22 protein-coding genes and 1 pseudogene are annotated in these 21,826 nt (G+C 39.7%); 7 read left to right on the forward strand and 16 right to left on the reverse strand.

The genetic code is table 11. From position 1 onward, the window contains the following. Positions 1–108 precede the first annotated feature (108 nt). The gene (locus tag H5158_RS10900) at positions 109–564 is read right to left on the reverse strand and encodes a hypothetical protein (RefSeq protein ID WP_182740017.1); all 456 of its coding nucleotides are present in this window, start codon (positions 562–564) and stop codon (positions 109–111) included. 214 nt (positions 565–778) lie between these two features. On the opposite strand from H5158_RS10900, the gene H5158_RS10905 reads away from it, so the two are divergent. Both H5158_RS10905 and H5158_RS10910 read left to right on the forward strand, forming a co-directional pair. Next, complete coding sequence (locus tag H5158_RS10905; protein WP_149982898.1) at positions 779–1,735, forward strand: tRNA-dihydrouridine synthase; 957 nt, start codon at positions 779–781, stop codon at positions 1,733–1,735. A 71-nt stretch (positions 1,736–1,806) separates the two neighbouring features. Continuing rightward, positions 1,807–2,151 (forward strand): TraR/DksA C4-type zinc finger protein, encoded by a 345-nt coding sequence (locus tag H5158_RS10910; protein WP_149982897.1) that lies wholly within the window; start codon positions 1,807–1,809, stop codon positions 2,149–2,151. Between the two features lie 16 nt (positions 2,152–2,167). Here the strand turns inward: H5158_RS10910 and H5158_RS10915 are convergent, their stop codons facing one another. The 9 genes from H5158_RS10915 to pyrC all read right to left on the reverse strand — a co-directional run bounded on the left by H5158_RS10915 (position 2,168) and on the right by pyrC (position 10,753). Further along, complete coding sequence (locus H5158_RS10915; RefSeq protein ID WP_182740018.1) at positions 2,168–3,220, reverse strand: hypothetical protein; 1,053 nt, start codon at positions 3,218–3,220, stop codon at positions 2,168–2,170. A gap of 62 nt (positions 3,221–3,282) precedes the next feature. Then, a complete protein-coding gene (locus H5158_RS10920; protein ID WP_182717928.1) occupies positions 3,283–4,542 on the reverse strand; it encodes a hypothetical protein in 1,260 nt (419 codons plus the stop codon). An 11-nt stretch (positions 4,543–4,553) separates the two neighbouring features. Beyond that, complete coding sequence (locus tag H5158_RS10925; protein WP_149982894.1) at positions 4,554–5,171, reverse strand: energy transducer TonB; 618 nt, start codon at positions 5,169–5,171, stop codon at positions 4,554–4,556. Beyond that, the gene (locus H5158_RS10930) at positions 5,171–5,575 is read right to left on the reverse strand and encodes a biopolymer transporter ExbD (protein WP_054205753.1); all 405 of its coding nucleotides are present in this window, start codon (positions 5,573–5,575) and stop codon (positions 5,171–5,173) included. The genes H5158_RS10925 and H5158_RS10930 overlap by 1 nt, the downstream gene beginning before the upstream one ends. Before the next feature lie 14 nt (positions 5,576–5,589). Further along, positions 5,590–6,114: a MotA/TolQ/ExbB proton channel family protein gene (locus H5158_RS10935; RefSeq protein ID WP_145241564.1), complete on the reverse strand. Its 525-nt coding sequence runs from the start codon at positions 6,112–6,114 to the stop codon at positions 5,590–5,592. Continuing rightward, positions 6,114–7,478: a MotA/TolQ/ExbB proton channel family protein gene (locus tag H5158_RS10940; protein WP_149982893.1), complete on the reverse strand. Its 1,365-nt coding sequence runs from the start codon at positions 7,476–7,478 to the stop codon at positions 6,114–6,116. Before H5158_RS10940 ends, H5158_RS10935 begins: the two co-directional genes overlap by 1 nt. A gap of 6 nt (positions 7,479–7,484) precedes the next feature. Beyond that, complete coding sequence (locus H5158_RS10945) at positions 7,485–8,255, reverse strand: DUF3450 domain-containing protein (RefSeq protein WP_149982892.1); 771 nt, start codon at positions 8,253–8,255, stop codon at positions 7,485–7,487. 913 nt (positions 8,256–9,168) lie between these two features. Next, positions 9,169–9,378 carry a cold-shock protein gene (locus tag H5158_RS10950; protein ID WP_145241558.1) on the reverse strand — a complete coding sequence of 70 codons (210 nt, stop codon included), beginning with the start codon at positions 9,376–9,378 and terminating at the stop codon, positions 9,169–9,171. 322 nt (positions 9,379–9,700) lie between these two features. Continuing rightward, positions 9,701–10,753: a dihydroorotase gene (gene pyrC, locus H5158_RS10955; protein WP_182740019.1), complete on the reverse strand. Its 1,053-nt coding sequence runs from the start codon at positions 10,751–10,753 to the stop codon at positions 9,701–9,703. A 249-nt stretch (positions 10,754–11,002) separates the two neighbouring features. On the opposite strand from pyrC, the gene H5158_RS10960 reads away from it, so the two are divergent. Beyond that, entirely contained in the window at positions 11,003–13,372 is a 2,370-nt protein-coding gene (locus H5158_RS10960) for an EAL domain-containing protein (protein WP_182740020.1), read from the forward strand. A 59-nt stretch (positions 13,373–13,431) separates the two neighbouring features. Here the strand turns inward: H5158_RS10960 and H5158_RS10965 are convergent, their stop codons facing one another. Both H5158_RS10965 and bamC read right to left on the reverse strand, forming a co-directional pair. Further along, a complete protein-coding gene (locus H5158_RS10965; RefSeq protein WP_149982889.1) occupies positions 13,432–14,850 on the reverse strand; it encodes a YjiH family protein in 1,419 nt (472 codons plus the stop codon). Between the two features lie 67 nt (positions 14,851–14,917). Further along, positions 14,918–15,979: an outer membrane protein assembly factor BamC gene (bamC, locus tag H5158_RS10970; protein WP_182717927.1), complete on the reverse strand. Its 1,062-nt coding sequence runs from the start codon at positions 15,977–15,979 to the stop codon at positions 14,918–14,920. 352 nt (positions 15,980–16,331) lie between these two features. Between bamC and H5158_RS10975 the strand changes: the two genes are divergently transcribed. Together H5158_RS10975 and bcp are read left to right on the forward strand one after the other, a co-directional pair. Beyond that, positions 16,332–16,865 (forward strand): glycine cleavage system protein R, encoded by a 534-nt coding sequence (locus tag H5158_RS10975; protein ID WP_145241549.1) that lies wholly within the window; start codon positions 16,332–16,334, stop codon positions 16,863–16,865. 10 nt (positions 16,866–16,875) lie between these two features. Beyond that, a complete protein-coding gene (bcp, locus tag H5158_RS10980) occupies positions 16,876–17,352 on the forward strand; it encodes a thioredoxin-dependent thiol peroxidase (protein ID WP_145241547.1) in 477 nt (158 codons plus the stop codon). A 140-nt stretch (positions 17,353–17,492) separates the two neighbouring features. Here the strand turns inward: bcp and H5158_RS10985 are convergent, their stop codons facing one another. The 3 genes from H5158_RS10985 to H5158_RS10995 form a co-directional block, all read right to left on the reverse strand. Further along, the gene (locus tag H5158_RS10985; RefSeq protein ID WP_310736698.1) at positions 17,493–18,125 is read right to left on the reverse strand and encodes a nuclear transport factor 2 family protein; all 633 of its coding nucleotides are present in this window, start codon (positions 18,123–18,125) and stop codon (positions 17,493–17,495) included. Beyond that, positions 18,088–18,969, reverse strand: a complete 882-nt coding sequence (locus H5158_RS10990) for an MBL fold metallo-hydrolase (RefSeq protein WP_182717926.1) — start codon at positions 18,967–18,969, stop codon at positions 18,088–18,090. Before H5158_RS10990 ends, H5158_RS10985 begins: the two co-directional genes overlap by 38 nt. Before the next feature lie 67 nt (positions 18,970–19,036). Beyond that, positions 19,037–19,684 (reverse strand): DsbA family protein, encoded by a 648-nt coding sequence (locus tag H5158_RS10995; RefSeq protein WP_182740021.1) that lies wholly within the window; start codon positions 19,682–19,684, stop codon positions 19,037–19,039. 117 nt (positions 19,685–19,801) lie between these two features. Here H5158_RS10995 and H5158_RS11000 point away from each other — a divergent pair, with 117 nt between their 5' ends. Continuing rightward, positions 19,802–20,695 carry a LysR family transcriptional regulator gene (locus H5158_RS11000; protein WP_145241538.1) on the forward strand — a complete coding sequence of 298 codons (894 nt, stop codon included), beginning with the start codon at positions 19,802–19,804 and terminating at the stop codon, positions 20,693–20,695. A 20-nt stretch (positions 20,696–20,715) separates the two neighbouring features. Here the strand turns inward: H5158_RS11000 and H5158_RS23360 are convergent. After that, positions 20,716–20,941 (reverse strand): annotated as a pseudogene (locus tag H5158_RS23360) (hypothetical protein); the annotation flags it as partial. A gap of 59 nt (positions 20,942–21,000) precedes the next feature. Between H5158_RS23360 and H5158_RS11005 the strand changes: the two are divergent. Then, positions 21,001–21,795 carry a hypothetical protein gene (locus H5158_RS11005; RefSeq protein ID WP_182740022.1) on the forward strand — a complete coding sequence of 265 codons (795 nt, stop codon included), beginning with the start codon at positions 21,001–21,003 and terminating at the stop codon, positions 21,793–21,795. The last annotated feature ends 31 nt before the right edge of the window (positions 21,796–21,826 follow it).

The raw sequence follows: 21,826 nt of genomic DNA on the forward strand, positions 1-21,826 counted from the left end.
ACTGTTACTAGATACAGTCATATCCACTCCTTCATTTAAAAGGGCCACAATGCGGCCCTTTTATAAACAAACTACTTAACTAAAGTGCAGGTTTCATAACTTATCTAATTAATGGCTACCGCATTTGCCTTCTTTGTTAGCTTTGTCGTTTTTAGCGTCGCCACCACACTTGCCTTCGCCGCACTTACCTTCTTTTTTAGCTTTATCGTGTTTAGCATCGCCACCGCATTTGCCTTCTTTGTTAGCTTTGTGATGTTTAGCATCGCCACCGCATTTGCCTTCGCCGCACTTACCTTCTTTTTTAGCTTTGTCGTGTTTGGCATCGCCACCACATTTGCCTTCGCCGCACTTACCTTCTTTTTTAGCTTTGTCGTCTTTAGTTTTAGCATCTCCACCGCATTTACCTTCGCCACATTTACCTTCTGTAGCATCGACTTGGTAGCCCGTTACCATTTGTTGAAATTCAAATGGATTCGCTTGAACATCTGCAGAAATAAAACTTGTGCTGCCTACAACTACCGCGCCTAATGTTAACGCAATTGAATTTTTTTTAAGTGTATTCATTTTATGACTCTCTCTAAACATGTAAGGGGTGTACTAAGTAGACCTTACTACAAAAATAATATTTCACTTAATCGCAACTTTTTATTTGTTAGTTACAATAACGCTACAAAAGAGTGAACAATTGAAGTTAACTATGGGAGTAAAATTGGCATTTATCAATGTTATATTTACAGGTAAACTACGTCTCCTTTTATCAAGTCAAAGTGCCCCTATCATGAAATTAGTTTTAGCGCCTATGGAAGGGGTTGTCGATTTTAAAATGCGCCAACTACTCACCGAAATTGGTGGTTTTGATTTATGCGTCACTGAATTTGTACGTGTTATCGATGCCTGCTTGCCTGATAAAGTATTTCATCGCTATTGCCCAGAGCTAAATAATAACGGTTTAACGCGTTCTGGCACTCCTGTGCGTATCCAATTACTTGGCCAAGTCGCACACGCATTAGCTGAAAACGCTGTCAGGGTAATTGAGCTTGGCTCTCACGGCGTTGATCTTAATTTTGGTTGCCCTGCGAAAACAGTCAATCGCAGTAAAGGTGGCGCTGTGCTGTTAAAAGACCCTGAACACATGTATGAAATCATTAAAGCAGTCCGTGATGCCGTGCCAAGCGAGCATCAAGTAAGCGCTAAAATTCGTTTAGGTTTTGATGATGACAGTAACAGTCAAGAAATTGTTGATGCCGTTGTTAGTGCCGGTGCCAATAGTATTGCTATACATGCCCGTACAAAGCGAGACGGTTATAACCCGCCCGCTTATTGGGAGAAAATTCCACCACTGATCAAAGATAAAAACATCGCAGTAGTCGCAAATGGTGAAATTTGGCAAGTAGAAGATGCACTACTTTGCCAGCAACGTAGTAGTTGTAAAGACTTAATGCTTGGTCGCGGTGCACTGTCGCATCCTGATTTAGCACGCAAAATAAAAGCACACTTTAATGATGAGCACTATGTTGGCTTAAAGTGGGAGCATATTCTCTATCATCTGATCCATTCAGCCATACATCATGACCCCGCGAAAGATGAAAAATATTTTGCTTCTCGTACTAAGCAGTGGCTGGGCTATTTAAAACGCCAATATAGCCAGGCCGATATTTTGTTCGATGAGATCAGACGCCTTAAAACAAAAGAAGATGTTGCCGATGTTTTGAAAAAATACGCTATCGCACCTTAATTTGACACACATCATAGTCGGCTTTTTTAAATTAATGAATACTGCAGCATTGCTCAACGAGGACAATGACAATGATCAATGCTCAATATCACCTTCAACAACTTAATACAGAGTTAGAGCAAGTAAGGCTGTGCTTGCTTACGACACTATCAAGTTCATGTAACCTACTGCATCACTCGCTAGCTGAAACCTTGCGCAAAAATAACCCTGAACAATGGTTAGAGCTTACGCAGAAGCAACTTGGCACTGAATATAAAGATATCATAGTACGCTTAGAACAACTTGAAGCGGCAGTCTGCCAAATCGATATCGGCCAATATGGTTATTGCTGTGACTGTGAAGAAAAAATTGACTCGCAACGGCTAAATGCCGATCCAACAGCGCAGCGCTGCGGCAACTGCGAGCCAAGATCATAAAAATCAGCAAGCGAGCTTATGAAGTTGTTAAAAGTGTTGCGAACGCAAAACTTTGCGCCGGATAAAAAATGATATCAGCCACTAAATAATCGACTTGTTGTGGCGTCATTTTTAATCGTTTCAGTAAATTAACTTTCGCTTGTTGCACAGTCCAAGCATGGTAATGGATGCCAAGATCGGTTTCCATCATAGCTAACCAGAAAGTACGCTCTTGATTACTTATATGTGTTGCAGCTTGCCCTGCATAACCCCTTAAGCTCAAGTAATTTTGCGCCCAATCAAAGCCAACTTGCTTATCTTTAGACAATGCAAAACGCTGCTCAAGGACTGAGTGCTGATGATCAACTGCAAAACGCATAGAGTATGCCCCTTGCTGCATTTCCTTCAACTGAGATTGCACTGCAACTAGCCAATTTATTGGTGCTTTAGTAGTGCCTGAGAAGTAATTTAACTTACTTTGATACCAAGACCCACCATTTGATAAGCCATGTAAACCAACACTTCCACGGGGTGTATAGAGCGCTAAATACTCATTAAACTCGTTGAGAGTGTGTTTAAGGTTTGCTGGAAGATCAACGCGAGTAAGATTCTTAGTTACCTGCGTTTGTAACGCATTAAGCTCAATTGAGTTGAGTCTAAGTTTACTCTCTTTAGCAAGCACCAACTGCTGCTGAGTAAAACTGAGCCAATTGTTTATGTTTGCAGTAATGTCGTGTTGTTGGTTATAGGCAAGCATATTATCAAGCACAGGAATATACACCGGCCATGTAAAATAACGCTCCGGAAAACGCTCTGCAATAATAAGATAATCCAATGAACTCTGCGCGACAGGAGTGAAGTCTAAGGTTTGCATGGCTTGATATATGCTGTGACGCTCTTTCAAATATGCATCACTAAATGGAAACTGTTGCTCGTTAACTTGTTTAATTTCACCTGTTGGTCTTAAAAATTGATTTAGTGTTTGCAATGCTTGCTGAGCTTGCTCTTTACTTTGATACTGATTATTCGTATCACCACATGCGCTCAAGAAAAGTGCTGAGAAGCATATCCATATTAGGTGTTTTATCATGAGTTAATCCAATAAAAAAAGCCCCATAGGGGCTTTTTATAAATTGCTATAGCGAATTAAAGTTAAATCTTAACACCGTTGCGAGCGGCTTTATCTTTAATAAATACAGACCAACCTTTTGCAAACTTACGCGTGCGAGGGTCATCCATTGCTTTAGTAATTGCAGCATAAGCTTGCTTATACTTTTCTTGATAGTAATAAGCTTCCGCTAAATCTGAATAAATAGTTCCTGTCTTATCAGAACCTAATTCAAGCGCCTTGTTCAAACGAACAACGGCAGCACTATAATTTTGCGATTGTAAAAGTAATGAACCTGCTTTGCGATAAAGCTCAGCATCGTCATCAAATTTAGCCGCTTCTTCATAGTACTTAGCTGCTTTTTCAATATCTTTTGAGCGATGATAGTTACTGGCTACTGCGCTGATATTTTGTTTATTACGCTTAACAATTTTATCATTGATAGACTTCTCTAAAACCTTAGCGGCTTTATAAGGAATTTCATTCAATGAATAAAAGTTAGACAAAACTTTATAATCAACTTCAGTTTCAAAATAACCATTTTTGTAAGCTACTTCCATCGTTGCAAGACCAGTTTTATAGTCTTCCGTCTGAAGGTAGTATTTACCTAAGCTTACCCATGCTTTTTTATCATCTGGCCAGATACGAACAATTTCTTCACCAACTTTGACCATATTTTTATAGTCTTTAAGCTCAAAGTAAGAACCTAATTTTAATTGGTAAGGGCCTTTGTTAGGCTCTTTTTGAAGTTTAATTGCTTTCTCAGCTGGTGTAAAAACATCACGGAATTTACCTAACTGATAGTTAGCTTGGGCTATACGAGTATAAACCGTTGCATCTTCTTCACCAGTAAAGTCCATCCATGCAACATAAGCATCTTTGGCTTTTTCATACTGCTCAGTACCAGCATACATATCGCCTAATGTTTTTAAACTTTGTTCTTGATCGGCAAAGTTTAACACATCAGGGGCAACAGCTAATTTTAAGTAACCAATCGCAGTTTTGTACTGCTCTTTCTGGCCATACATGCTACCTAAATAGCGGTTAACGGTTGCTTTGTCGAAATCATCAGAAGCATCGATTTCTTTCAACATGGCGATAGCTTCATCAAGCTTTTCTTCGTTATACAAGTCAAACGCTTTTATAACTTTTTTACCAGTGCGCTCACCCATGATCCTAGTTTTTGCTTTCTTCCGCGCTTCAATTTTCGCGGGATCTGGCGCTGCTAGAACCGGTGCAGTAAATACTGCACCCGAGAAAGACATAAGTACCGCAAGTGCTGTTACTTTAGATAAATTTCTCATTACTTGCCTCCTTAATTGCCTTGGTTAATTTTAAAGTCTAGCTGAACTTGTAAACCAACTTGCTTTTGTGGCTTACCGTCAATAATTTTAGGACGGTATTTCCACTTGCTCAAGGCGCGTTTAGCTTCTCTATCGAAAATACGTTTAGGGTCTGCGTCAATTACTTCAACATCAGTAACCCCACCCAATTCATCGATTGAGAATGAAAGTTGTACCCAACCTTCTTTGCCATCACGTGCTGCTTGTGTTGGATATTTTGGTTCAATACGAACGATTGGTGTCGCATCACCGTCTCGTCCGAATGCCCCTGGACCACTTAGACCACCTGCCGAACTTCCCACATCAATGCTTGGCATGTTAAATGACATAGCACCTGGATTTGGGTTGTTATTTTCCGGCTGTGGCGGCTGCGGTTTAGGCGGCTGCTTTGGCGGTGGAGGCGGCGGAGGCGGTACTCGCTTCCGTTCCTGCACCTTAGATTCAGGCGGATTCGTCATAATTTCGACTATGATCTGCTCTTTTTGTTCCGTATTACGGTCAGCCCCACCAGAGATGAGGAAGGCCATGAAGTAGAACAAGCCGAAAGTAACTGCCCCACCTGCAATCAGTGAAAACAGAAAACGAATCATTACTGATCTCCAGCTATTGAAATTCTCAGGTTGTCGCCCGTCGCTTTGATCTGGTCCATAACTTTAACCACTACGCCGTGTTTTGCATCTTTATCAGCTTGCAAAATTACAACTTCAGTAGGTTGTTCTGCTAATAAACTTTCGATTTTTGCTGAAACACGTTCAACATCAACTTGCTGTTTATCAATCCAGATTTCGCCGTTGTCACGAATTGCAATAAAAATGTTAGCATTTTTTTGCTTCGTAGCTTGGGCCGCTTTTGGTTTATTGACCTCGATACCAGCCTCTTTAACGAACGATGTAGTTACGATAAAGAAAATAAGCATGATAAATACGATGTCAAGCATCGGTGTCATATCTACCGTTGCATCTTCTTCTTCACGAAAACGTTGTTTACGTGCCATATTTAATTCTCTCTCTAGTGATGAGGCATACTATCAACAAGCTTGGCTTTCACCATTCTCGCTCTTGCCTCAAGGCGTGAGCTAAAGAATACTCCAGATAATGCCGCAACCATTCCAGCCATTGTTGGGATTGTTGCCATTGAAATACCTGATGCCATTAAACGTGCATTACCTGTACCTTGGCTTGCCATGGTTTCAAAAACCGCGATCATGCCTGTTACTGTACCAAGTAAGCCAATTAAAGGACAAACAGCTACTAATGTTTTAATCAACAACATACGCTGATCTAATTTTTCAGACGCTTCAGAAATCCATGCTTCACGGATTCTGTGTGCGTACCAAGACGTAGTGTCTTGGCGGGCATCCCACTTTGCTACAATTTCCGACGATAAACGAGGAAATTCTGCAAGTAGGAACCAATAGCGCTCAATCATTAAAACCCACATAAGAAAGAGTGCTATCGCGACCACGTATAAAACCTGGCCGCCTGTGCCAACAAAATCCCTGATAGATTCCCAGATCTCCATCAGGACTAGCATTAGGCTTTCTCCTTCTCCGCGTGAGTAGCAATAATACCTGCGCTTTGCTCATCGAGGATGTGTAATACCGACTTACTACGACCCGCAACAACAGCGTGAAGAAGAATAAGTGGTAATGCAGCTATTAGACCTAGCGCAGTAGTTACAAGTGCTAGAGAGATGTTACCTGCCATGATCTTCGGATCACCTGTACCGAACAATGTGATTGTTTGGAACGTTAAGATCATACCGATTACCGTACCTAGTAGACCAAGTAACGGCGCGATTGCAGCAAGGATTTTAATGATATTGATACCAGCTTCAATGCGTGGCGTTTCACGAAGAATCGCTTCATCAAGTTTAAGCTCAAGGTTTTCAACATCTTGCGTTTTGTTGTCATGGTACACTTTAAGAATACGACCCAATGGGTTATTTGTATTCGGTGTAGACACGTTTTTAAGCTGACTATTAATCTTACTACGAGTAAGAGTAAGGTCAATAAAGCGTACTAGTGTGATTAAGATACCTAAACCTAATAACGCAGTGATGATGTAACCAACTACGCCACCTTGGTGGAAGTATTCATCAAGTGTCGCTTTTTGTGTATTGATACGTAAGATAGCACCACGAGTCGGATCCACATATACACCAGCATAGTTATCAGAAGACGTATTTTCTAAGTCTTTAATACCAGCAAGGATATAACCATCAGGTTGTTTACCTAAAGGCTGAATCGATTTAGTTTCAGGCGAATAGATTAAGTAGCCATCGTCTGTTACTAAGTTGAAGTTACCGATACGGGTTACTTTCTTAACTGTTGCGTTACCGTCAAGACCTGCAACTTCAGTTTCAAAAGTAGAAACTTTAGCTGACTCAGTCATTTCAGTTTGTAGCGCTATCCAAAGCTCTTCAAGTTCACGAACTGTTGGTAACTCTTTAGCAGCAGCTAATGAACGTAAGATTTCAGCACGGCCAGGCTTTTCAGCAGAAACAAGAGATGCTTCGATTGAACCGATTGCATCTTGCGCAGCACGACGTACAACACCAAACATTTCACCTAACGTACCTTGTGCACTTTGAAGAGCAGCCTCTTTCTCAGCTAAGGTAGTTTCGTTTTGTGCATATTGCTTTGTTAAGCTATCACCACGTGACTTTTCAGCCGCTAATTGGCTTTTTGCTTTATTAAGTAACGCTTGCTTATCAGCACGATCTGATAAGAACTCTTGTTCACGTTGCTTATTGATTTTGCCTTCAGAGATACGCTCTTGCTTTACTTGCTCAAGAATTTTATCTAAAGCAGAAGTATTTGCATGTGCATTAAGCGCGGTACCTGCAGAAACAGATAGTACTGCTGCAACAGCAAAACCTTTAAATAGTTTCTTCATTATTGATTACTCCGCGCCAAAGATTGGTAGTTTAACAAGTTCTAATGTCGCTTGCTTACGCGCCATACGAATAACTTCTTTAACAGGTTTTAGGTATTCATCACCTAATTCTTTCCACTGTTTAGTGTTGTTATCCCATACCCATGCGTGTTTTAAGTCAAACGATTGAGCAACGTATGTGATACGACCAAGTTGGCCGAAATCAACGTTAATGCTCTTGCCATCAACTTCTAAAGTACCTTGTGAAGCAGCAACTAAAGAGCTGTATGCAGCTTCAATTGTGTATGCTTCTAATACTTGACGGAACTTCTCTGAAGTCGTTACAGAAGAAGAAACCATTGTTTCACGTAATCTTTCAACACGCGCCAAACGATTGTCACTGTTAAACGGAACGTCCGCTTTGATGAATTGCTCGAGCGTATCGATCATGCGATACATCAAAGGCACAACGTTTTGTTTTGTGTTGTCGATCGTAGCAATTTGACGGTCAAACGATTCAATTTGTGCATTTTGGTCAGCGACCAAACGTGCAACGTGATCGTTGTATACTTTCAATAGCTCAGATTCATCAACAACGCTACGGTACTCAGCTAATAGCTCTTGAGTTTGACCATATACATTGTCAATTTTAGTTTGAGACTTAACCGCAGCCGTTTGAATTTGTAGACCTGCTTTTTGCACGTCATTCAAAGGATCTGCAATCACATTGCTGCTTGCGAATGCAAAAGCGCCAACCAACGCAGTTGCTACAAGACTCTTTCTGATTTTAACAGACATAGTTCCCAACCAATTAAGTAATGTTACTTTTATAATTTAATTACCTCCCGAAGGAGACAACCCTGATATCTTTTAATAGATATCAACCCTCCAATAATGCTAAATGCAATGCATGCTGTCAACTTGATGTTTGGAATTAGATCGAAATAAATTAATTCAATCATTGCAAACTAAAACACAAAAAACAAAGGATTAACATAAATGCAACACCACTGAGTTTTCAGCTGGGATGAAAGCCGCTACCTAACAACAGTTCTACCGTCAGCCATGAAATACAAAACATAAATGTAACATTTTATGTGTAATCTAAGAGGGTTAAAAAAAGTTCATAATTATTTCGAATAAGCGTAATCATTCAGTAAAAAAGCCTTTTTATGCAGCCAAACCTAGGATATATCGCATATAAAAATTAGCAACTGGACCTTTTAAAGGAAAGCGTGGCGTATGATTAAGGCCTAAAGTAATACCCGTTTTCTCTGTAAGACTCAAAGAGTCACTGCCAGTGTTATCAAGATATTAGAAATAATCACATTAAACATGTTGAGGCGATATCCCCTGTTCCTATTTATACCGATTACTAACGTGCCGAACTTATGTATGAGCAATCAGAGGCAAAATAGCACTATCTAATTAAATACTAATTTAATTAAAAACATCATCTTTATTGGTGTTGAGTAGCTGACTAACTATATACAGTTGGTATAAAAAGTTTATTGAGGGACGCAAATATGTACACCGCTTGTATTGAGCAGCATTTGGTCTAGTGAAATAGCATTCAGAATTTAGTGTATATTTATTGAATTTAAAAAAGTAGCGGTAAAAGGTTTATTTTAAAAAAGAATTTGATGAGGGGGAATTATGGTGAAACAGAGTCCTGTTTCACCAAGTTGAACCTAGGTTCACATAATAAAAATTATGCTAGTTCTACGTTCTCAGCTTCAGGGCCTTTTTGGCCTTGCTTGATGCCGAAAGACACTTGTTGGCCTTCGCTTAGAGTGCGAAAACCTGAGCCTGTAATAGCGCTGAAATGTACGAATACGTCAGGACCATTTTCTTGTTCAATAAAACCGAAGCCTTTAGCTTCGTTGAAGAACTTAACTTTACCAGTAACCGTGTTTGACATACCAAATTTTCCTGTAAGTCAATAATTAAAATTCAGCCAGATTGGCTATATCCTCCCTGAGTGAATGCCCAATAAATCGCTGGGATAAAGTACAGGAAGAAGTAATAACCATTAACCGGAAACCTTACACGCCGCACATTAACCAAAAAATTCAATACGCAAAAACTCAAAGCAAGTTAAGGTTAACACAATATAATTGTTTTAGCTCTATTAATTGAGAATTATTTTAATGCTTTTAACATCAACTCAATAAAACTGTTCAAGTGATTAATTTTAATACAAAAAGCACACCTTTCTTAGCTGTGCTTTACTGACTTTATGGTTATTTAATCAGCCAATCAATTGTGCTTTCGGCTTTAATTGGCACCACGTGATCATTTCCTAATGGGTAACTTGCTGGCACTGTCCATGGTTGCTTTAGAAGTGTAACTGTATCTGTATTACGTGCTAAACCATAAAAGTCTGGACCAAAATGACTTGCAAAGCCTTCTAGCTTATCAAGCGCACCGGCTTCTTCAAATGCTTCCGCGTATAACTCAAGTGCAGCATGAGCGGTGTATGCTCCGGCACACCCACATGCGGCTTCTTTTTTATCTTTATAATGCGGCGCCGAATCAGTACCTAAAAAGAACTTAGCACTGCCACTGGTCGCAGCACTAATAAGTGCTTGTTGGTGTGTATTACGTTTTAATATTGGTAAACAGTAATAATGTGGGCGGATCCCCCCCGCTAGCATATGATTGCGGTTATACAATAAATGATGTGCCGTAATGGTTGCAGCCACATTATCAGAAGCATTATTTACAAAATCAACGGCATCTTTCGTGGTGATATGTTCAAGCACAATTTTTAAATCTGGGAAGTCTTGTACCACATCAATTAAAATTGTCTCTAGAAATACTTTTTCACGATCGAATATATCAATCGATGAATCTGTCACTTCACCATGGATCAGCAATAACATACCAACTTCTTGCATGGCTTTTAATGCTGGGTAAATCTTTTTAATTGATGTTACACCAGAATCAGAATTTGTTGTCGCACCTGCTGGATACACTTTACCGGCAACGATTTTACCAGTGGCATGCGCTTTTTTGATTTCATCCGCGCTCGTGTTATCAGTTAGATAAAGCACCATCAGAGGCTCAAAATTTCCTTGTGGTCCAGCCGCCATAATACGGTCGCGATACGCTAAAGCCGTTTCAGTACAGGTTGCCGGAGGAACTAAGTTTGGCATAATAATAGCGCGTCCCATATAACGGCTAATATCACGCACTGTATCTTTTAATTGATCCCCATCACGTAAATGAACATGCCAATCATCTGGGCGAGTGATAGTTAACATTGACTGAGTGTCGAAGGCTTGCTTTGTCATTACTTGTTTCCTCGGCTGAATTTAGTTGATCATATGCATATGCCCTATCTGAGTAAAGATTTTATTGCGGTTTTTACTGATGCTTTTTATCAACGGATAGAATGAAAGCACTGAATCATCAATAGTTTGGCGTGCGTTTTCCTTTACGTACATATCTTGCTAATTTTATTTATTCTTTGTCTAAACGTTAACATTCCGTTAATCTATAGATTCATTAATGACACAAAACGGTATATTCACGCGTGGCATATGCAGAATAAAGTAGAGTTATCTTCAGCGCTTGATGCTAAAACCGAGCAACTGAGTATTATTAATCAGTTTTCATCAAGCTTATTACAGTTAGATAAACTCGATGAACTATTCAACTATGTCACCACTGAAGTAGTTAAACGGCTAGGTTTTGTTGATTGTGTTATTTATATTGCCGATGAAAGTGCTACAACCTTGCATGAAGTCGCATCAATGGGAGTGTCTCCTGCTAATAGTAACTATGCCATAGAACGAAAAACCATCGCATTTAATCAAGGCATTACTGGTTATGTTGCTTCAACAGGCAGCGCAGTCATTATTGGTGATGTCAGTACTGATAGCCGTTATATCGCAGATGTACGCCCTGCAATGTCTGAACTATGCGTACCATTAGTTTATAAGCAGCAGGTTTTAGGAGTTATAGACTGCGAGCATCCGGTACGTAACTATTTTAGTGATGCCCATCTTGAAATTTTAACCACCGTAGCGCATTTGCTCAGTGCTAAAATAAATCAGGTCAACACCGTTGAAAACTTGCAACAAACGGTAAGCAAATTAAATGCAGCACAAAAGCTAGAAGGAACGCTTTTACAAATAGCAAATTTAACCTATCAAGCCAATGATTTGGATACTTTTTTAGAAGCATTGCATGGCATTATGACCAACTTGCTGCGCGCTGATAACTTTTTGGTAGGGCTATACAACAAAAATATCGATATTCTCGATATTGTTTACATTGTCGAGGAAGGAGTACGTTCAAATGCCCATAAAAAGATATCAAAAGAGCAACTAAAACATACTGCATCCTATTATCTTTTAAATTCCGAACAGCCTTTACTATTAAATAAAAAAGAATATCAACAACATATAAATGATGGCCACTTTAAAATGGTGGGTCGCCAGTCAGAATCTTGGCTTGGTGTACCATTTAAAGTAAGCGATCATATAAGCGGTGTGATCGTGGTACAAAGTTACGATAAAACTCACCATTATAATGATCATGACCGCACCCTACTGACGTATGTCAGCCGCCAAATTAGTATGGCCATCGACAGACAACTATCTCGCCAAGCACTGGAACATCGCGCTTTGCATGATGAATTAACTGGGCTTGCTAATCGCTCTTTACTAATTGACCGCATTAAGCACGGCATTTTACGGCTTACTCGAACACCCAAAGGGCGATATCATGCGTTGCTGTATCTAGATTTCGACCGCTTCAAAAGCATCAATGATTCATTAGGACATGAAGTGGGCGATCACTTTTTAATCGCCATTTGTAAGTTAATTAAAGGCACAATACGAAATACCGATACATTCGCACGACTCGGTGGTGATGAGTTTGCTATTTTTATGGAAAATATCAGTCGCAAAAACCAAGTTAACGACGCACTAAAACGGATTAAAAAAGTCCTCGCGGAGCCACTTAATATTGATGGCCATTTACTGCAAGCTTCGACCAGTATTGGCGTTGCATTTTGTGAAAACGAAAACGACAAAGCCTATCAGTTATTACAGCATGCCGATGCTGCAATGTACGAAGCTAAATCAACAGGCCGTGGCCAAGTAAGATTTTTTAATAACACCATGCGTAAAAAGCTCAAAAGCCACGCTGATATAGAAAATGATTTACAGCATGGCATTGAGCATAATGAGTTTGAGTTATATTATCAGCCGATCTTTGCTATACAACAATGTAACGTGGTCGGTTTTGAAGCACTCGTACGTTGGCATCACCCACGCAAAGGCTTTGTCTCACCTAATGATTTTATTTCAATAGCAGAACACACCGGGCAAATAATTAATCTCGACCTGCATTTATTAGATCTGGCAGGAAAACAAATAGCTGCGTGGCAACAACAAGGTAAACGTTTCTTACGTGTGACAGTGAATGTTTCCTCACGACATTTTGCAAGCATAGACTTTATCTCACAAATTCATGCTATTTATAATAAATATGAGCTAGCATTAGGCTCCTTATGTTTAGAGATCACCGAATCAGGTTTGATCGAAAACTTAGAATTAGCAACTAAGATAATTGAAGGGTTAGCGCCATTAAAAGTAAAGTTATGTTTAGATGATTTTGGCACGGGGTACTCTTCTTTGGGTTACTTACACCAACTGCCAATTCATGTGCTAAAAATTGATAAGAGCTTTATTGACCGCCTTAAAGACACCGCCACGCCATTGGTTGACGCCATTTTGTCATTGGCATCATCACTTAAGTTAGATGTTGTAGCCGAAGGAATTGAAACTCAAGAGCAACTCGCCATATTACAAAAAACTCAATGTGATTTTGGCCAAGGCTTCTTAAAAGCTAAACCCCTGCCCGCCGATCAAGCAATTTTATTGATTGATAAACCACTTTAACAACCATAAAAAAAAGCCTTGATTAATCAAGGCTTTTTATAAATTAACAACTGGCAGGATCAGCCAACCAACCAATGTGCCATCAGGGCAATAACGGGTAACGTGATCAAGGTTCTGAGAATAAATATTACAAATAATTCAAATATATTGACTGGGATTTTACTACCCAATAAAAGCGCGCCCACTTCTGACATGTAAATCAACTGGGTTACACTCATTGCCGCAATAATAAAACGAGTAACATCACTTTCGATCGTGCCAGCAGCTAATATTGACGGAATAAACATATCCGCAAAGCCAACCATGATCGTTTGCGCAGCAGTTTCTGCTTCTGGGATTTGTAATAACTCTAAAAATGGGATGAACGGTTTGCCTAAATAAGCAAATATCGGCGTATATTCAGCAATAACTAATGCGAACGTGCCCACAGCCATAACCACAGGTAATACTGCAAACACCATATCTAATGCGTTGTGAATACCTTCTTTTATGGTACCAGCAAAGCCCGGTGAGTTTTTAGCTTTGTGCAGCGCTACATGTAGCGCATGTTTGAACACATTTTTGCCATGTGGCACGCGTTCTTTATGCTTATCAGGCTGACTTCCATCAATATATATATCTTTTTTAAAGCTCAATGGCGGTATACGTGGCACGATCAGCGCAGCAACAACCCCAGCTAAACAAACGGTTAAATAAAACGGGGCAAATAATTTTTCCAGCCCTACTTGGCCTAATACCACCAAACAAAACGTAATTGATACCGCGGAGAACGTAGTACCGATAATCGCCGCTTCACGCTGAGTATAATGCTTTTCTTCATATTGGCGCGCAGTCATTAAAATACCCACACTGCCATCACCTAGCCACGAGGTTGCACAATCAACAGCACTTCGCCCTGGAACGCCAAATAACGGGCGCATTACTCTAGTTAATAATGTGCCTACTAACTCAAGCAAGCCAAAATTCAACAATAAAGGCAGTAATAAACCCGCTAAAATAAATACCGAAAATAACACCGGCAATAAATCTTTTAGCACTAAGCCACCGGTATTTCCTGATGTAATACCATCGAAAAGTGGAATTAAAAACTCTGGTAACGTCGATTTAAAATCCGGATTATTAATACTTAAAACCGTTAAGATAATAAACGCCATACCAAATAAGCGGATCACTAGCCAAAGCCAATGCACATCAAAAAGATGCTTTAAAATAGTAGATTTCATTAATACCGCAGGCTTAAAAGCCTTGAAAATCAATGATAAAACACCTGTAGTACAAATAATTAGAGTGATCAACGTATCGGCATACGATGTAATATGTGCTTGCACCGCTTTTGCCATAACAGCGATAGGAATAGTCATTGCCCCGTCCATTGGCACTGGAGTCATGAATAAGAGGACGCCAATCAATGAAGGAACTAAAAAATTAAACCATACCTTAAAGTCAAACTGCGGGTGAGAGGAAGCTAGATTAGACATTATTTTCAACCTGTAGAAACCACAAAAAGAGCAAAAGCTCTTTTTGTGGTGTTATTATTATTTATTATTAAATTTTAATACCGCGTTGGCGCAGAGCACTTTCTAACGCTTGTTGTAAGTCATTCATCGTACCAGGCTCTAACGTTGTGCCTTCATCGTCCATCCACGTTAAGCTAGTACCACCTTCTTTGGTGCGACTGACTAAGATTTGATATTGGCCGTTTTCAATCGGCAATTCAGCAAGTTCTTCACCCCAAATTGAATCCCAAACACTTGATTCAGGTTTGTTGTAATCAGCCGTGATCAAACCACGTTCTTGATCAATTTCAACTATCGTAAACGATAGGCGCTCAAGAAATCCTGAGAAACGATCAAATATTACAAAGTAATCCTGTTCAGTTACCAGTGCCGCATTGCCTTTATTATCAAAACCCATTTCCAGCGAAATAATGCCTTGTTGTTTACGTATTTCAACTTCAAGTTGACGATAGCGATAATCAAACTCAGCCACTACTTGGTTCAGTGCACGCACTTCTAGCTGCTGTTGTAAAACTGGTGTCAATGGCACATCTTTACTTTTATACTCAGCTAACTTAGCGCTTAATGAAGCTGTGCGTTGATGTGACTTTTCTTCAATAGTAAAAATAAAACGTTGCTCAGATACCGCAGTATCGCTATCCCATAACCAACCTTCTTCAGGTTTAATTATGGCATACCAGTCAGTTTCTATTGAACCTAATAACTTATCTTGTTTGATTGCCTTTGTTTGGTGTTCCGCTAACACAGCGTGCACAGAATCCCAAATAAACTCATCTAAATCGACAATACCATCGTTTTTATCAAAATAAACGCGTGCTTGTTTATCACCTTCTTCAACCCAACTGCCTTTTGCCACAGTTAATACTTGTGCTGGGGGACGATAGTTTGTTGAATCCGGATTATTGTCATATTCCGCCACATCCATTTTATAAATGGGGTCTAAAGCTGGCTGAGCCAATTGTCCTGGCACTTGTACCGGCTCACTGGCACGGTAATTACGTTTTTGATGCGCTTCGTCAGTGAACACACCACATCCTGACAAGCTAACCAATACGCTTACAGCAAGCGCTTTTGGGATCCAATACTGCACAGATAATTCTCCTTAGCATACCCTTAATTGTTTTAACAAATATATGAGTGGGTTATGCCGATTTGGTTCAGTGTAAAGTCAATATTAACTTTACGTATCTTGTTTTTATGCAAAACCCGTTACTTTGGGGTACGGCTAAACGTAAGTGTCAGCCTGTCAATATGCAAAATTTTAACTATGGTACTTTCCCATGCCACTAAAAACAAGAAACACTGTGCTTTAATAACAGCTTAATTATCTCGGCCTGTAGTTTAGCGATTGTTTTGTGTTAAACTTCGCCGCCGTGTGGTGGTAATTGCCGGCTTAGCTTACTCTGATTGTTATTAATAATATAACCTAGGTACTTGAATTCATGACTGCTTTTTCAAATCATCAGATCGTTTTAACTGCCATTGGCGATGATCGCCCTGGTATTGTCAGTGAATTAACCCAATTAGTCAGTGACTGTCACTGTAATATTATTGATAGTCGCATTGCCATCTTAGGCAATGAATTTACATTTATTATGCTGTTATCAGGTGATATGTCGGCAATCAGCCGCATTGAACACACCCTGCCCCTCAAAGGCATGGAGCTGGGCTTACTCACTATGATGAAGCGGACAGCCAGTCATACTCAAAGTGAATTTTGTGCTGGCTACACCCTCGAATATACAGGTATCGATACACCTGGCACGTTAAGTAAAGTTACCCGCTTTTTTGCCGACAACCACATTAGTATTTGTTCTTTAAAGTCAGATACCTATGACGAAGAAAAAGATACAAAAATGCGCTGTGAACTGGAGTTTAACATTCCTGTTGAGGTTGACATTGATACGTTTAAAGTCCAATTTGAAGATCTGTCGCGTACTCTAAACGTAGATTACATATTTCGACGCATTCGCTAAGGAGCAAAGCATGAACACAATTAATCCATTACAAGCCGGCGACAAAGCCCCCGCTTTTAGCTTACAAAACCAAGATGATGAAACAATCGTCCTTGCAGAGCTATTAAAAGAGCAGCAAGTATTAGTGTACTTTTATCCAAAAGCATCAACACCTGGTTGCACCGTGCAAGCTGAAAACTTACGTGATGAAAAAGCTGTGTTAGCACAGCTAAATACCCGCGTGGTTGGTATCAGCCCTGATCCGGTAAAAAAATTAAAGAACTTTGAAACCAAAAAAGAATTAAACTTTGACCTACTTTCAGACGAAGATCACGCGATTGCAGAAGCATTCGGCGTATGGGGCTACAAAAAGTTTATGGGTAAAGAGTACGACGGCATTCACCGTTTAAGCTTCTTGATCGGCCAAGACGGAACAATAAAGCACTTTTTCGATAAATTTAAAACCAAAGACCATCATCAAGTGGTGCTGGATTATTTGACTAAATAATCGGTGCTAGGTGCTAGGTGCTAGGTGCTACAGAGTTGAACTTAAGCGTTGCCGATTGGCAACGCTTTTTTTATGCACGAGAGTACGAAATAAAAGCGCACCTACAACATACTTGTAGTTGTTATTAAAAAACTACTTTTTTACATGACATCGCTAACGGTTTTACTATCAACAAATTGTTCAAAACTGATGATCTTACCCTCTTTGAGTATCCATAAATGGGCGACTCTGGCCTTAAAAAATTTGCCTGTGACTTTATTGGTTCCGCTATAGCTACCATAAGCAAACACCTTGTCGCCAGCAGCAACATAGTCTTCTACCGCAAAATTATAACCATTCCATTCACTGCCTAACCGTACAAATACATTTTTTTCAATTTCATCAAAGCCTTGGTAGGTTCCGGCATATGGAAAACCAGCGGCTTCCGTCCATTGTGTTTCGTTTGTTATATAACGCTTGAGGTTTTTACCGTTTTCTTCTGAGGTCTTACCTTCATAAGTACTTTTTACAATATCAAGATTGGTCATCGATTTAGTCTCCAGATTAAAACTATTGTAATGTTCTAATGACGATATTTTGGCAGTGGTACTGCATGCTTGAAGCATAGCCAAAGCCATTACTATCGTGATTACTCGCTGAATTCCCCCCATGAAATGAAGCCTGTACAAAGAGTTGAACAGACCTTTCAAACTGCAAGCAGCTTGAAAAGCCATAAATAAATTTAAGCTGTAGTAATTAGCCCCAAGGCATCTCGCCCATAATAACTTTGGCACTTAACGCCAATACGCTATCGCCGCCAATATTTGGATAGCTTGCTTTCATTTTACTCATCAATTCACTTGAATTAGCTGAAGACTTGGCTGCAGCTTCAAAGTCTTGAATGTATTTGCGAGTAAAGTGCACCGCTTCAATAGTCAATGGCTTATCACCTAACATATGACCAGAGATCACAGTTTTAGGATGCAGCTGCTCAATAACATCAAGGGTTTTATACCAACTTTGACGTGATTCAGGTGTTTGCGTATCTGCTAAAAAAACATGCATGTTGTTAAATACCACAACACCACCCAACATAGTTTTAGTCGAAGGGATCCATACAAAAGTATGTTTTGGATCATGACCGTCAAGACCAACAATATTCACTTTTTCACCATCAACCAATAAGGTGTCGCCTTGCAATACTTCTGGCAAAACTAGTTTTTGCGGTGCGTTTTCTTTAAGAATTGGCCCCCAATAAGCCTTTTTAGGCGCCATTGACGCTTTAATATAATCTCGGGTTTTAGCAGTTGATAATACCTTAGCATCAGGATAGGCCTCGGTGATCACGTCTAAGCCAAAATAATAGTCAGGATCACCATGACTAATATAAATAGTGGTTAATTTTTTACCTGATTTTTTAATCAACTCAACCACTGATTGTGCATCATTGCGCTGAAATTGCGCATCAACTAAAATCGCTTCGGTTGGACCGCTGATCAACACCGAACTAACTGGGAACGTGCTTTTTTGTTGTGGATTAAACACACTGGTTTCAAGTGTTGCACTAACTGCATTGGCAGATACTGCCATCATTGTAGCAAGCGTGCTTGCCTGAATTAATTTAGATAAAAATGTCATAGTAGCCTCTAAAATGTCGCTCATTTAGCGAGTAAATTGGGTGTTTTTAAACGTGTAAAATTATTGGTTAATCAATCGTACTAATTAATTGTTTTACATAAGCTAACCACTGCTGTGGCTGACCGTAATAACGCGAGTGGTCTAATTTAGTAAATGCGCCATCGCCGTGCTCAAACGCAAGTGTTGGAAACCCACTACCGCCAACTAAATTCAACATCTGCCGCGCTTTAATTATTTGCTGCTGCGTTTTTTCGCCACTAAAAAGGTCAAACGCATTTAAAAAAGCCCTAGAGCTAGCACCAAGTTGAGTGGCTATGTTAGCTAAATTAGCTATATCAGACTGAGAACGGCCAAGTACAAATTGATCAACTTGCATTCTATGCAGCATGGCAACAGTATTAAGACCTAAAGATCCACCAGCTAGTAGCGCCGTGATCGGCGTATCTGAATCTAAAATTCGCTGCTTATCATCTAATAGCGTTTCATAATAAGTTGGACTAAATACTTGCCCCGTTAAACTCGTGATCCTGTTATCCATGGCGATTATTTGCTGATGAAAATCAGCTGATAACTGACGTTTATTAGCCCCTGAAAATAAGCCGCCGCCATACAGCTTAATATCTATTGTTGTTAATTGAGTGAGTTCATCAATCAGCGGTGCGACGGCATAACACCAACCACACTGCGGGTCCATAATGAAATGCAAGGTCTTCATTTTATTTTCCTGTCAGCAGTATTAAATTTATGAAACAAGTATAAATTGCAAATATGTTGCAATAAACATCACAACAGGCAATAGTTAATTGCATATATCGAACATATAGGAAATAAAATGGACAGGATCACCGCAGCTCAAGTCTTTGTTAGAATTGTCGAGCAAGGTAGTATGGTCAGCGCAGCGCATTCGTTAGATATGTCGCGCTCGATGGTAACTAGGTACTTAAGCGAAATGGAAAGTTGGGCGAATAGTCAGTTATTACATCGCTCTACGCGTAAACTCACGCTCACCGCCGCAGGTGAAAAAGCTTTTGTAAATTGTCTGTCGTTATTAGATTTAGCCAAACAAGTGTCTATCCCTTTAGAGCAAGATCATGTCGCACAACCTGAAGGGTCGATCCGTATTTCTTGCTCTCAATTTGTCGCCGCTAATTTATTGCCAGCAGTAATTGATCAGTTTTTAGATGAGTATCCCAAAGTACATATAGATATTCATATCAGTAACCAAGTAACTAATTTAGTTGAAGATAGAATCGATCTAGCAATACGTATTACCAACGACTTAGACCCCAATATCATTGCACGCCCGCTGGGTCGTTGCCGCTCAGTGTTATGCGCCACCGAAGATTACCTAAATCGTTTTGGTTACCCTGTTTACCCTGATGATTTGGCCAAACATAATTGCTTAATTTATTCTAATTTTGGAAAAAGTTTGTGGCATTTCAGCAAAGAAGAACTCGCGGTTGTTACTTCAGTCGCTGGCAACTTCAGTGCGAATGAATCAATGCTCTTACTTCAATCAGCACTCAAAGGACGCGGTATATCTTTACAACCTAAACATGCCGTACAACAGTTGATCAATGATAAAAAGCTGGTTCATGTGCTCCCCAACTATGAGCCAGCGTCCTTAGGTATTTACGCCATATACCGTTCTCGCAAACATCAATCTATAGCGATTAGAAAGTTACTCGAGCGCCTAATTGCGCATTTTGAAAAAACAGACACTTAAAAATACAAATAACTTAAAATTAATAAGCGCATAAACCAGCTAATGCTACTTAAACTCCCTTGGTATTGCTCAACCGTTTGATTCAAAAAGGTGAGCTCTGTTTTACTCAATTTTACCCATTGCAAATACTTTTTCGTCAATAACGTAGCTTTACACAGCTTATGCCAGCGTAGAATTATAGCTTTGTCATTAAGTCTATTTGCTTTTTATAATCAACTTAAGTGCTAAGTGCGTGTGATTACTCATCACTGCATACGCACACAGAGAAATACAATGACCAAATTTTAGGCTGGGTGTCTTGCTTATTGTCTTGCTTATTGTTGAGTAAACCAAGACTTAGTAATTCAATTCTAGCGAATACCACTGAAGCGATAACCTCATTTACGCCACTAACCCTTGGTACTTATACTGCTTCGGTTAGTGTAACGGACGATGCAGGTAATACGGTTGTAAAACAGATTTTAATTGCTGTTTCTATGCATGATGTTAGCTGGCTTGGTAGTGTTAGCGGTCGTCTGGTTGATGCTTTAGGGCGCGGCCTTGCTAATGTCGATCTGTTTTCAAGTGAAGCAATAATAGACAGTTTATATTTCTCTACGGATGATAATGGCTATTATCAAGCAGTAATAGGCGTAGGAGTAGAGAAGAAATTTAGCATTATGGGTTTTAGCTCTCCATTTACATCTGCTACCGTTGTGAGAGAGCAGCAGGTAACTACCAACCACTTCACTATTGATTTAGGTACAAAAACAGCACTTATTAAGCAAAATGTCCGTATTGGTTTGACAGCTTGTGAAGGGTATAGCGGCCCTACTGAGCTTAAGCTTAAATTTAACTCATTAGATTTCACGTTAGAAGGGGGAGAATTAGATCAGTCCGTTTCTGACAATCAAACAATCACTATTGGCAAAACCAAAGATTTTTCAATACTTGCACCTTTTTTATATCGTGTAGAACCAGATGATTATCCTGTTACTTGGATAAAAAACACCGAAAAAGGAGATTATGATCATAAGGAAGAATGGCAATTAGATTTACGTGCTAACTCAAATGATGTTGTTGAGCACACATTTGAAATCTGTGACCAACTCACCCCATAATGATTAAATCTTGCTTGATAAACCTTTATCG

This window comes from Pseudoalteromonas sp. SR45-6, assembly GCF_014163545.1.
GTDB classification, from domain to species: Bacteria; Pseudomonadota; Gammaproteobacteria; order Enterobacterales; family Alteromonadaceae; genus Pseudoalteromonas; species Pseudoalteromonas rhizosphaerae.

What these genes read in the sequence shown, in the direction of transcription:
- H5158_RS10900 (WP_182740017.1), bottom strand. Translation starts at nt 564, where the DNA reads ATGAATACACTTAAAAAAAATTCAATTGCGTTAACATTAGGCGCGGTA.
- H5158_RS10905 (WP_149982898.1), top strand. Translation starts at nt 779, where the DNA reads ATGAAATTAGTTTTAGCGCCTATGGAAGGGGTTGTCGATTTTAAAATG.
- H5158_RS10910 (WP_149982897.1), top strand. Translation starts at nt 1,807, where the DNA reads ATGATCAATGCTCAATATCACCTTCAACAACTTAATACAGAGTTAGAG.
- H5158_RS10915 (WP_182740018.1), bottom strand. Translation starts at nt 3,220, where the DNA reads ATGATAAAACACCTAATATGGATATGCTTCTCAGCACTTTTCTTGAGC.
- H5158_RS10920 (WP_182717928.1), bottom strand. Translation starts at nt 4,542, where the DNA reads ATGAGAAATTTATCTAAAGTAACAGCACTTGCGGTACTTATGTCTTTC.
- H5158_RS10925 (WP_149982894.1), bottom strand. Translation starts at nt 5,171, where the DNA reads ATGATTCGTTTTCTGTTTTCACTGATTGCAGGTGGGGCAGTTACTTTC.
- H5158_RS10930 (WP_054205753.1), bottom strand. Translation starts at nt 5,575, where the DNA reads ATGGCACGTAAACAACGTTTTCGTGAAGAAGAAGATGCAACGGTAGAT.
- H5158_RS10935 (WP_145241564.1), bottom strand. Translation starts at nt 6,114, where the DNA reads ATGCTAGTCCTGATGGAGATCTGGGAATCTATCAGGGATTTTGTTGGC.
- H5158_RS10940 (WP_149982893.1), bottom strand. Translation starts at nt 7,478, where the DNA reads ATGAAGAAACTATTTAAAGGTTTTGCTGTTGCAGCAGTACTATCTGTT.
- H5158_RS10945 (WP_149982892.1), bottom strand. Translation starts at nt 8,255, where the DNA reads ATGTCTGTTAAAATCAGAAAGAGTCTTGTAGCAACTGCGTTGGTTGGC.
- H5158_RS10950 (WP_145241558.1), bottom strand. Translation starts at nt 9,378, where the DNA reads ATGTCAAACACGGTTACTGGTAAAGTTAAGTTCTTCAACGAAGCTAAA.
- pyrC (WP_182740019.1), bottom strand. Translation starts at nt 10,753, where the DNA reads ATGACAAAGCAAGCCTTCGACACTCAGTCAATGTTAACTATCACTCGC.
- H5158_RS10960 (WP_182740020.1), top strand. Translation starts at nt 11,003, where the DNA reads ATGCAGAATAAAGTAGAGTTATCTTCAGCGCTTGATGCTAAAACCGAG.
- H5158_RS10965 (WP_149982889.1), bottom strand. Translation starts at nt 14,850, where the DNA reads ATGTCTAATCTAGCTTCCTCTCACCCGCAGTTTGACTTTAAGGTATGG.
- H5158_RS10975 (WP_145241549.1), top strand. Translation starts at nt 16,332, where the DNA reads ATGACTGCTTTTTCAAATCATCAGATCGTTTTAACTGCCATTGGCGAT.
- bcp (WP_145241547.1), top strand. Translation starts at nt 16,876, where the DNA reads ATGAACACAATTAATCCATTACAAGCCGGCGACAAAGCCCCCGCTTTT.
- H5158_RS10990 (WP_182717926.1), bottom strand. Translation starts at nt 18,969, where the DNA reads ATGACATTTTTATCTAAATTAATTCAGGCAAGCACGCTTGCTACAATG.
- H5158_RS10995 (WP_182740021.1), bottom strand. Translation starts at nt 19,684, where the DNA reads ATGAAGACCTTGCATTTCATTATGGACCCGCAGTGTGGTTGGTGTTAT.
- H5158_RS11000 (WP_145241538.1), top strand. Translation starts at nt 19,802, where the DNA reads ATGGACAGGATCACCGCAGCTCAAGTCTTTGTTAGAATTGTCGAGCAA.